This is a genomic window from Streptomyces sp. SID5785 (assembly GCF_009870065.1).
Taxonomy (GTDB): Bacteria; Actinomycetota; Actinomycetes; order Streptomycetales; family Streptomycetaceae; genus Streptomyces.
Window position 1 is genome coordinate 1 of the sequence record NZ_WWIA01000363.1, and the last position, 9367, is coordinate 9367.

At 73.8% G+C, this 9367-nt stretch carries 6 protein-coding genes; 3 read left to right on the forward strand and 3 right to left on the reverse strand.

The genetic code is table 11. The annotated features are described in order from the left end of the window. Positions 1-456 precede the first annotated feature (456 nt). Both htpX and GTW43_RS11710 read left to right on the forward strand, forming a co-directional pair. Entirely contained in the window at positions 457-1356 is a 900-nt protein-coding gene (htpX, locus tag GTW43_RS11705; RefSeq protein ID WP_161301589.1) for a zinc metalloprotease HtpX, read from the forward strand. A gap of 28 nt (positions 1357-1384) precedes the next feature. Next, the gene (locus GTW43_RS11710; RefSeq protein WP_161301590.1) at positions 1385-1951 is read left to right on the forward strand and encodes a hypothetical protein; all 567 of its coding nucleotides are present in this window, start codon (positions 1385-1387) and stop codon (positions 1949-1951) included. Here GTW43_RS11710 and GTW43_RS11715 read toward each other — a convergent pair. Genes GTW43_RS11715 through GTW43_RS11725 form a run of 3 tightly spaced genes read right to left on the reverse strand, consistent with a single transcriptional unit; the run spans position 1948 to position 5029 of the window. Further along, positions 1948-2469 (reverse strand): MaoC family dehydratase, encoded by a 522-nt coding sequence (locus GTW43_RS11715; protein ID WP_161301591.1) that lies wholly within the window; start codon positions 2467-2469, stop codon positions 1948-1950. The two genes, GTW43_RS11710 and GTW43_RS11715, sit on opposite strands and share 4 nt — an antisense overlap. Positions 2470-2497: 28 nt before the next feature. Next, positions 2498-3967, reverse strand: coding sequence for a GAF domain-containing protein (locus GTW43_RS11720; RefSeq protein WP_161301592.1), 1470 nt, complete (start codon positions 3965-3967; stop codon positions 2498-2500). A 24-nt stretch (positions 3968-3991) separates the two neighbouring features. Then, the gene (locus GTW43_RS11725; protein ID WP_161301593.1) at positions 3992-5029 is read right to left on the reverse strand and encodes a rod shape-determining protein; all 1038 of its coding nucleotides are present in this window, start codon (positions 5027-5029) and stop codon (positions 3992-3994) included. 257 nt (positions 5030-5286) lie between these two features. Between GTW43_RS11725 and GTW43_RS11730 the strand changes: the two genes are divergently transcribed. Next, positions 5287-8967: a S8 family serine peptidase gene (locus tag GTW43_RS11730; RefSeq protein ID WP_161301594.1), complete on the forward strand. Its 3681-nt coding sequence runs from the start codon at positions 5287-5289 to the stop codon at positions 8965-8967. Positions 8968-9367 lie beyond the last annotated feature (400 nt).

Consider the following 9367-nt stretch of genomic DNA (forward strand, 5'->3'; position numbering starts at 1 on the left):
CTTCAGCTCGGCCAGCGCCTCGGTCAGTCCCTTCGCGACCAGCGCCAGACCATCGGCCTTCAGATCCTTACCGCCACCGCCACCGCCACCGCCGGTCATCGCGCTGCCCCCTCGCGCTCGGTGCCGCCGGACAGGCGTGATCCAGGTATGCTCCGCGGCTCGTCCGCCGCACCCCCGTGCTCAGGCATGCCCCTCATCATGACGGGGGTGATTCGCGAACCTCAACGTTTCTGCGTCACACCCTTGTCACGACATCCGCCCTGCCGGTCGTCCGACGTGGGGGTACGGACATGGGCGTCGTCACGCAGCGTAGTGGGCTCTCCCGGAGTGCCGGGTGCCCTGGCGCCGGACGGGCCTTGCGTCACTCCATGGGCCGTCGCGCCGTGCCGCACGTGTCCCCGGAGAGGGAGAATTGACCCGAGGGGTGGGAACGCGCCGCATCCCCCGGGAGGCTCCATGGCACAGACCCGGTTCGCGCCCGACCGCGGGCTCACGTCCCGCATGGTCGCCACGATGTTCTTCATCGGCCTGCTCTACGTGGTCGTGGTCGGGGTCCTCGTGGTGCTGCTCAAAGGGGCATGGGTCGTCGTGCTCCTGATCTCGGGCGCGCTGTTCGTCGGCCAGTTCTGGTTCAGCGACCGGATCGCCGCCTTCAGCATGGGCGCGCGCGAGGTCACGCCCGAGCAGGCCCCCGAGCTGCACGCCGCCGTGGACCGGCTGTGCGCGCTCGCCGACATGCCCAAGCCCCGGGTCGCCGTCGCCGACACGGACGTCCCGAACGCGTTCGCCACGGGACGCAACCAGAAGAACGCGCTGGTGTGCGCCACGACCGGGCTGCTGCGCCGGCTGGAGCCCGAGGAGCTGGAGGGCGTTCTCGCGCACGAGCTGTCGCACGTCGCGCACCGGGACGTGGCCGTCATGACGATCGCCTCGTTCCTCGGCGTCCTCGCCGGGCTGATCACCCGGACCGCCCTGTGGGGCGGCTTCAGCCGCAACAGCCGGGACAACAACGCGGCCGTGGCCGTCCTCGTCGTCACCGCGGTCAGCGCCGTCGTCTACGCCGTCAGCTTCCTGCTCACCCGGCTGCTGTCGCGCTACCGCGAGCTGTCCGCCGACCGGGCCGCCGCGCTGCTCACCGGCCGGCCGTCCGCGCTGGCCTCCGCGCTCACCAAGGTCACCGGCCAGATCGCCCGGATCCCCACCCGGGACCTGCGCAAGGCCGAGCCGTTCAACGCCTTCTTCTTCGCCCCCGCCTTCAACAAGGAGAGCGCGAGCCGGCTGCTCTCCTCGCACCCCACGCTCGAACAGCGCCTCGACCAGCTGAGCCGCATCTCCGCGCAGCTCGGCCGCCCGTGACAGACCCAGGGAAGGGACAGGACCCCGCATGGGCCTCCTCGACGCCATCCTCGGCCGCAGCAAGCCGGTCCGGCCCGACCTCGACCAGCTCTTCGCCCTCCCGTCGGCCGCCGTCACGCTCCAGGCGGCGGCCGCCCTCGTCCCCACGGGGCAGGGCTCCGTCTGCTTCGCCAGCGTCGAGGGCGGCGCCTTCGACCGCATCGAGGCCGAGCTGGCCGAGCTGCTCGACGGCCCCGTCGAGCTCACCACGGACGGCCTCGGCTACACCTGGCTGCGCGTGCGGCACGCCCCCGAGGACGTCGCCGGCCTGGTCAACGACCTGCACGCGGTGAACACCTCGCTGGAGGAGAGCGGGTTCGGGCCCCATCTGCTCTGCTCCCTGATCGGCTTCCGCGACGGCGCCGGACGGGCCGTCGCGCTCGTCTACCTCTACAAGCGCGGCACCTTCTACCCCTTCGCGCCGCACCCCGGGCAGCACCAGAAGCGGGACAACACGCTGGAGCTCGAGGTGCGGGCCGCGCTCGGCGACGACCTGCGCGTCGAGCCCGACCTCGGCCGCTGGTTCCCCGTATGGGACGCGCCGGGGCTCGCCTAGGGCGTTTCCTCGAACCCCGGGCCGGACGCGCGGCGCAGCAGTAGGTTCATCGCGGTGAGGGTGAGGACCGGCTCGCCGTGCTGGTTGAGCACCTCGACGTCCGTGTGCACGATGCCGCGGTCCGGCTTGCCGCGCGAGACGCGGGCCGAGCGGATCGTCGTGCGGGCGCTCAGGCTGTCGCCCGGGCGGACCGGGCGCGTCCAGCGCAGCTCGTCCACGCCGGGGGAGGCCAGGCTCGCGACCTTGCTGACGTAGTGGTCCGCGTACAGCCGCATCATCACGGACGCCGTGTGCCAGCCGCTGGCGATCAGGCCCCCGAACGGCCCGTCGGCCGCCGCGGCCGGGTCCGTGTGGATGCTCTGCGGGTCGAAGCGGCCGGCGAACTCCAGGATCTCCGCCTCGGTGACCGTGATGCTGCCGTACGTGTACGTCGATCCGGGGACGTAGTCCTCGAAGTACCGCCGCTCGACGGGCACGTCGAAGTCCGGGCCGAGGGCGCGGGTCGCTGCTGTCGTCATGCCCGCACGGTAGACCCGACCCGCCCCGTCAGCGCGGTGCCTGCCAGACCACCGGGGACTCCGGCTCGTCGGGGGCGCGGGTGCCGTCGTCCCGGACCGTCAGACGGACCCCGGGGCGGCCGTCGGGCAGGACCGCCTCCGCGTCGACGGTCACCTCGATCCGCTCGATGCCCGCGCGGCGCGACGCCGTGGCGAGGGCGCGGCGCAGGGCCGCGAGCAGATGGCCCTGGGCGGTCGCCGGTACCGCGGACTCGAGCGCGCCGGTGAACTGCACGGACGGGCTGAAGCCGAGTACCGCCGCCGCGCCCGCGGTCTCCCGCAGGACCCGGCCGCGGAACGTCGTCGGCGCGTCCGACGGCGGCTGCTGCAGCGCGAAGATCGTCGTGCGGACCTCCTGGACCGTCGACTCCAGCTCGTCCACGGCCTGCTCCAGGACCGCGCCGACCTGGTCCGCCGGGTTCCGGCGCGCGGCCGACTCCAGCATCATCCCCGTCGCGAACAACCGCTGGATCACGAGATCGTGCAGGTCACGGGCGATGCGGTCGCGGTCCTCGAACACGGCCAGGCGCTCCCGGCCGGTCTGCGCGTCCGCGAGGACCAGCGCGAGCGCGGCCTGCGAGGCGAACTGGACGGCGAGCCGGTGGTCCATGGACGTGTACGGGCGGGCGCCGCGCGAGCGCGGCAGGGCCAGGGTGCCGATCAGCTTCCCCGCGGCCTGCAACGGCAGCATCATGCTCGGCCCGAACAGACTGCGCACATGGGTCGTCATCCGCGGGTCCGTCGCCGAGTCCTCCAGGAACACCGGCTCCCCGGTGAGGAGTTGGGCCAGGACCGCGGTACCGGGGCGGATCGTGGCGCCGAGCAGGACGCCCGGGTCGTCGGTGGTGGCCGCCGCCACGATCTCCATCCCGCCCGCCTCGGTCGGCTGGAGCACGACACCGGCCGCGGCGTCCGCGAGCAGCCGTGCCTGCTCGGCCACGGTCGTCAGGGCGTCGCCGGGGGCGCCGGTGAGGAGCGCCGTGGTCACCGCGGCGGCGCCCTCGATCCAGCGCTCGCGCTGCATCGCGCTCTCGTACAGCCGGGCGTTGCCCAGGGCGATGCCCGCCTGGCCGGCCAGGACGCGCAGCAGCTCCAGGTCGTCACGGGTGAAGCCGCCGGTCGGGGTGCGGCCGGTCAGCCGCAGCCGGCCGGCGACCGCGCCCTGTACGTACACCGGCACGGCGAGCAGGTCCGGCTCGTGCAGCACGGCGTCGAACGGCTCGTCGGGCGGCAGGTCGGCCGGGGTGTCGCCGCTGGTCACGACCTCGGCGAGGCGTTCCCCGCGGTCCGGGTCGAGCACCCCGAGGACGCCGTGCCGGGCGCCGGTGAGGGCGGCGGCGCTGTCCACGAGCTGCTGAAGGGTGGCGCGCGGGTCGAGTTCGGTGCCGATGGCCAGGACCGCTTCCAGGAGGACGGACAGGCCGGACGGGGCGTCGGGCGCCGTCCCGCTCGGACACATCGTGAGGGTCGCTCCGTCCACCGCTCAGTCGGCCAGCGGGTCCAGCACCATCGGCTGGATCTTGCCCTCCATCATCGCGCCGAGACCCTGCACCGCGCACACGTCGGGGCGTTCGGCGATGTGCACCGGCACGCCCGTGGCGTCGCGCAGCATCTGGTCGAGGCCGGGCAGCAGCGCCGAACCGCCGACCATCATGATGCCGCGGTCGGCCAGGTCGGCGACCAGGTCGGGCGGGCAGTCCCGCAGCACCCTGCCGATGCCGTCGAGGACCGCGGTCAGCGGGGTGTGGATGGCCTGCCGCACCGCCGACGTGTCGACGTGCACCGAGCGGGCCAGGCCCGTCGCGACGTCCCGGCCGTGGATCTCGGTCTGCTCGGGACCGCTGGGCGTCAGCCCGTTCCCGCTCAGGGCGAGCTGCAGGGGGCGTACGGACTGCGAGGGCAGCATCAGCTCGTGGTGCTGGCGCAGATGCTGGACGACGGCGTGGTCGATGGCGTCGCCGCCGACCGGGATCCGCTGGGCCGTGACGATCGCGCCCAGCGACAGGACCGCGATCTGGGTGGTCGCGGCGCCGCACACCATGATCATCGTGGCCTCGGGCTGCTCGACGGGCAGCCCGCAGCCGACCGCCGCGGCGATCAGCGTGTCCACCAGCTCGACGCGGCGCGCGCCCAGCCCGACCAGCGTCTCCACCGCGGCCCGCTGCGCCAGCGGGTCCGCGTCGTGCGGGGTGCAGGCCGCGGCGCGCAGCCGGGGCTTGCGGCGCAGGGCGCGGCGCAGCTTCTCGCCGAGCAGGTGCCGCAGCATCCGCTGCGCCATCTCGATGTCGACGACGGTGCCGCCGGAGACGGGACGCACGACGCGGATGTAGGCGGGTGTGCGCCCGGTCATCTTCTCGGCGAGCTCGCCGACCGCGATCAGTGCGCCGGTACGGGTGTTGACCGCGGCCGCGCTCGGCTCGTCGACGACGAGGCCCGCGCCCTTCACGTACACGCGGGTCCGGGCGGCGCCCAGGTCGACGGCGAAGTGGCAGCGGCGCAGCTGCTCCAGACTGACGGTCATGGCAGGTCCTCCCGAGAGCGCAGACCGTGGACGGGCCGCCGGATGTGCGGTCCTCCTTGTCATCGTGCGGCGGGGGCCGTCGGAGCGCGCGCTGGAGTGGGCCGGACAGGGCGTGCGGGGCCCGGCCCTGGCGGGAAGACGTCGGGGCGCATTTCCGCCACTGCACGTCAACTCCCTTGAAACAAAGGGTCCCTGACACTCCTCGTAGCACTCGGGCATCACCCCCGTCCCGAGTCCTACGACGAGAGGCGACGACGATGACCAGAGGACCTGCCGCGAGACGCGGCGCGGCTCTGCTGTCGGCCGGGCTGGCGTTCGCGCTGCTGCCACTGGCCGGGGCGCAGGCCGCGCCGGACGCCGGCACCCCGACGGCCACGCAGGCCGGGAAGGGCGGCAGGGCCGCCCGCGCCGCCCACACGGTGACGCTCGTGACCGGCGACAGGGTGACCGTGACCGAGGTCGGCGGCGGCCGCAGGACCGTCGACGTGGAGCGCCCGCCGGGCGCCGACGGCACCGTGCGCACCCAGGTGACCGACGGGCGGATCACCGTCGTGCCCGAGGAGGCGCAGGGCCTGCTCGCCGCCGGGAGCCTGGACCCCCGGCTCTTCGACGTCAGCGCCCTGATCGCGCAGGGACTCGCCGACGGCACGGCGGACGCGACCCCGCTGATCGTGACCTACCGCGGCAGGACCGCGCGCTCCGCGGCCGCCACCCCCCGGGGCGCCGAGCGCACCCGGAAGCTGGACAGCGTCGGCGGCGCCGCGCTCGACGCGCGGAAGGGCCGCACCTTCTGGAACGCGGCCACCGCGAAGGACGGCCTCGCCGACGGCATCGGCAAGATCTGGCTGGACGCCCGGGTGCACAGCACCATGGAGCAGTCCAACGCCCAGATCGGCAGCCCGAAGGCGTGGGAGGCCGGGCTCACCGGCAAGGGCGTCAAGGTCGCCGTCCTCGACACCGGGTACGACACGACGCACCCCGACCTGGCCGGGCGGGTCAGCGAGTCCAAGTCGTTCATCGCCGGGCAGGAGGTCGCCGACCGGGCCGGGCACGGCACGCACGTCACCTCGACCGTCGGCGGTTCCGGGGCCGCCTCGGACGGCAAGGAGAAGGGCGTCGCCCCCGACGCGACCCTTGCCGTCGGCAAGGTGCTCAGCGACGAGGGCTACGGCAGCGAGTCCGAGATCATCGCGGGTATGGAGTGGGCCGCGAAGGACGTCGACGCCAAGGTGGTCTCGATGAGCCTCGGCTCGGACACGCCGGGCGACGGCACCGACCCGATGGCCGAGGCGGTCGACACGCTGTCCGCGCAGACCGGCGCGCTGTTCGTCATCGCGGCGGGCAACTCCTACGGCGCCGGCACCATCGGCTCGCCGGGCGCCGCCGACGCCGCGCTCACGGTCGGCGCGGTCGACGACCAGGACCGGCGGGCGGACTTCTCCAGCCAGGGCCCCCGCTTCGGCGACAACGGCCTCAAGCCCGACGTCTCCGCCCCCGGCGTCGACATCCTCGCCGCCCGCTCCTCGCTCGTGGAGGGCTCCGGCGCGTACACGACGATGAGCGGCACGTCGATGGCGACGCCGCACGTCGCCGGTGTCGCCGCGCTGCTCGCCCAGGCCCACCCGGACTGGACCGGCGAACGGCTCAAGGACGCCCTGATGTCGTCCTCGAAGCCGCTCGACGACTCCGCGTACGCGGTCGGCTCGGGCCGGGTCTCCGTGCCGGACGCGATCGCCGCGAAGGTCACCGCGACGGGCAGCGCGGACCTCGGCTTCTTCGCCTGGCCCCACGACGACGACAAGCCGGTCACCAGGACCGTCACGTACAGCAACTCCGGTGACGCGCCGGTCGAGTTGACCCTGGCGGTGCAGGGCGCGCCCGACGGGGTGGTCGGCCTCGCCGACAGCACGCTGACCGTGCCCGCGCACGGCACCGCATCGACCACGGTGACCGGCGACGGGAGCAAGGCCGAGGTCGGCAGTCTCAGCGGGCGGATCGTGGCGAGCGCCGCCGGGACACCGGTCGCGCACACCGCGTTCGGCCTGGTCAAGGAGGAGGAGCGGTACACGCTCACGGTCCGGGTGAAGGACCGTGACGGGGAGCCGGCCCCGGCGGACCTCGTCGTCCAGGAGCTCGCGAAGAACACCGACCCGACGAGCGTCGCGGTCGACGACTCCGGCACCGTCCGGCTGCGCCTGAAGCCGGGCACGTACTGCGCCGACACCTTCCTCGACGTGCGCGGCGCGGCCGGCAAGGACGCGCTGGGGCTCGCCTACCTCGCCAACCCCGAGATCGTCCTCGACCGGGACCGCGAGATCACCCTCGACGGCCGCACGCTGCGCGAGGTCGCCGCGAAGCTGCCCAGGGACAACGAGCCGCACCAGCGGCTGATGGAGTTCGACCGCAAGGCGGGCGGAGCCGACGTCCTCGGCGTCGTCCAGGTGCCCATCAAGTACGACTCCCTGTTCGCCGCGCCCACCGGCAAGGTGAGCGACGGCAGTTACGAGTACCGGACCGTGTGGCGCCAGGCGCAGCCGCACATCGACGTCGCGGGCATCGACGAGACGTTCGAGCAGCCGGGCTCCACGCTGATCGAGGGCCGCAGCCGGCTCCGGGTCGTCGACGCGGGCCGGGGAGCCGCCGCCGACTACGCGGGCAGGAACGTCCGGGGCAGGGCCGTCCTCGTGGACGCCGACGGCAGCCTCACCGAGGCGCAGATCGCGCAGGCCGCCCAGGACGCGGGCGCGAAGGCGCTGTTCGTCACCGACAGTGCTCCCGGCCGCCTCAACACCCTCTTCTTCAACGAGGACGGCACGGACCGTCCGCTGCAGATCGCGAGCGTGGACCGGGCCGACTTCGCCCGCCTCCAGGCCCGCGCCCGCACCGGCCGCACCCTGGACATGACCGGCACGCGCGACGCCTCGTACGTGTACGACGTGTCGAAGGGCTACCCGGGCGGTGTCCCCGACCGCAGCCTCGTGTACGCGCCCCGCGGCCGTGACCTCGCCACCGTCGACACCACCTACTACGGCGACAGGAAGGCGCAGGGCAGCGAGTTCCGCTACTCGCTCACCGACACCTTCGAGATCGGTGTCGGCTTCCAGGAGCGCTACTCCTTCCCGGGCCGGCGCACCGACTACGTGTCGATGGAGCCGGGCCAGAAGTGGCACGAGTCCGTCAACCTGGCGGGCCTGGAGGAGCGCGGCGGTCTGGTCGGCTACAGGACGGGCCGGCACACGGCGCTCGACTGGTTCAAGCCGGTCTGGCACCCGTGGCTCGGTACCGGGCTCGGCTGGGGGCAGCAGCGCAGCGGGGACCGCATCCAGTTCAACACCCCGGGCTGGGGCGACTCGGGCCCCGACCACACCGGCTTCGGTGACGCCTACGACTCCGAGAGCGGCATGACCCAGTACACCGAGGTCTTCGCCGACGGCGTCAGCCAGGGCCGCCAGGTCAGCTCCGCGGGCTACGTCTGGGAGGCCGACCCGGCCGAGAAGACGTACAAGGTCGTCACCGACACCGCGCTCGACCCCGCCCTGTGGGGCATCGGCACCGAGGGGCACACCGAGTGGACGGTGCGCTCGGCGCGGCCGGCGACGGACGAGGAGATCTTCCTGCCGCTGATCAACCTCGGCTTCGACGTCGACACCGACCTCGCCGGGAAGGTGCGGGCGGGCGCCCGGCTGCCCGTCGGGATCTTCGCCGAGTACGTCGAGGGCGCGACCGGCACCGGCACGATCCGCGGCGGTGCGCTCGACGTCTCCTACGACGACGGCGCGACCTGGTCGACGGTGCGGCTCGACGGCCGCGGCGCGTCCTGGACGGGCGTGCTGCGTGTGCCCGAGGACGCGACGTCCCTGTCGCTGCGGGCCTCCGCGCACGATGACAAGGGCGCGCGCGTGTCCCAGGAGATCGTGCGGGCGGTCGCCGTGAAGTGACCCGTTCCCGCGGGTGGGACGCCGGGGCCCGGTGCGGAGCAGTCTCCGCACCGGGCCCCGGCCGTTCCGTATGCCGTTCCGTATGCCGATCCGTGTGCCGATCCGTGTGCCGTTCCGTATGCCGATACGCCGACGCCCGGGATGTGGACGGCCTCTTGTGGCGGCGGCGGGTGCGCGGTCAGGATGCGCGCATGGCCCCGCTCCTCGTCTCGCGTCGTCACGTGGATCTGCTGCGTGTCTCCACGATGCTCTGTCGGGCCGACTCCCCGCTCCCCGCGGCCGGTTGCTGAAGCACGCCGCAGCGGTGCCCCCGCGCTGACGTCCACGACGTCGCGCCTCTCCTCGCCCGGACCCCGGTCCGGCGCGCACGCCCCCGCCCGCCACCGGGCCGGCCGGTCCA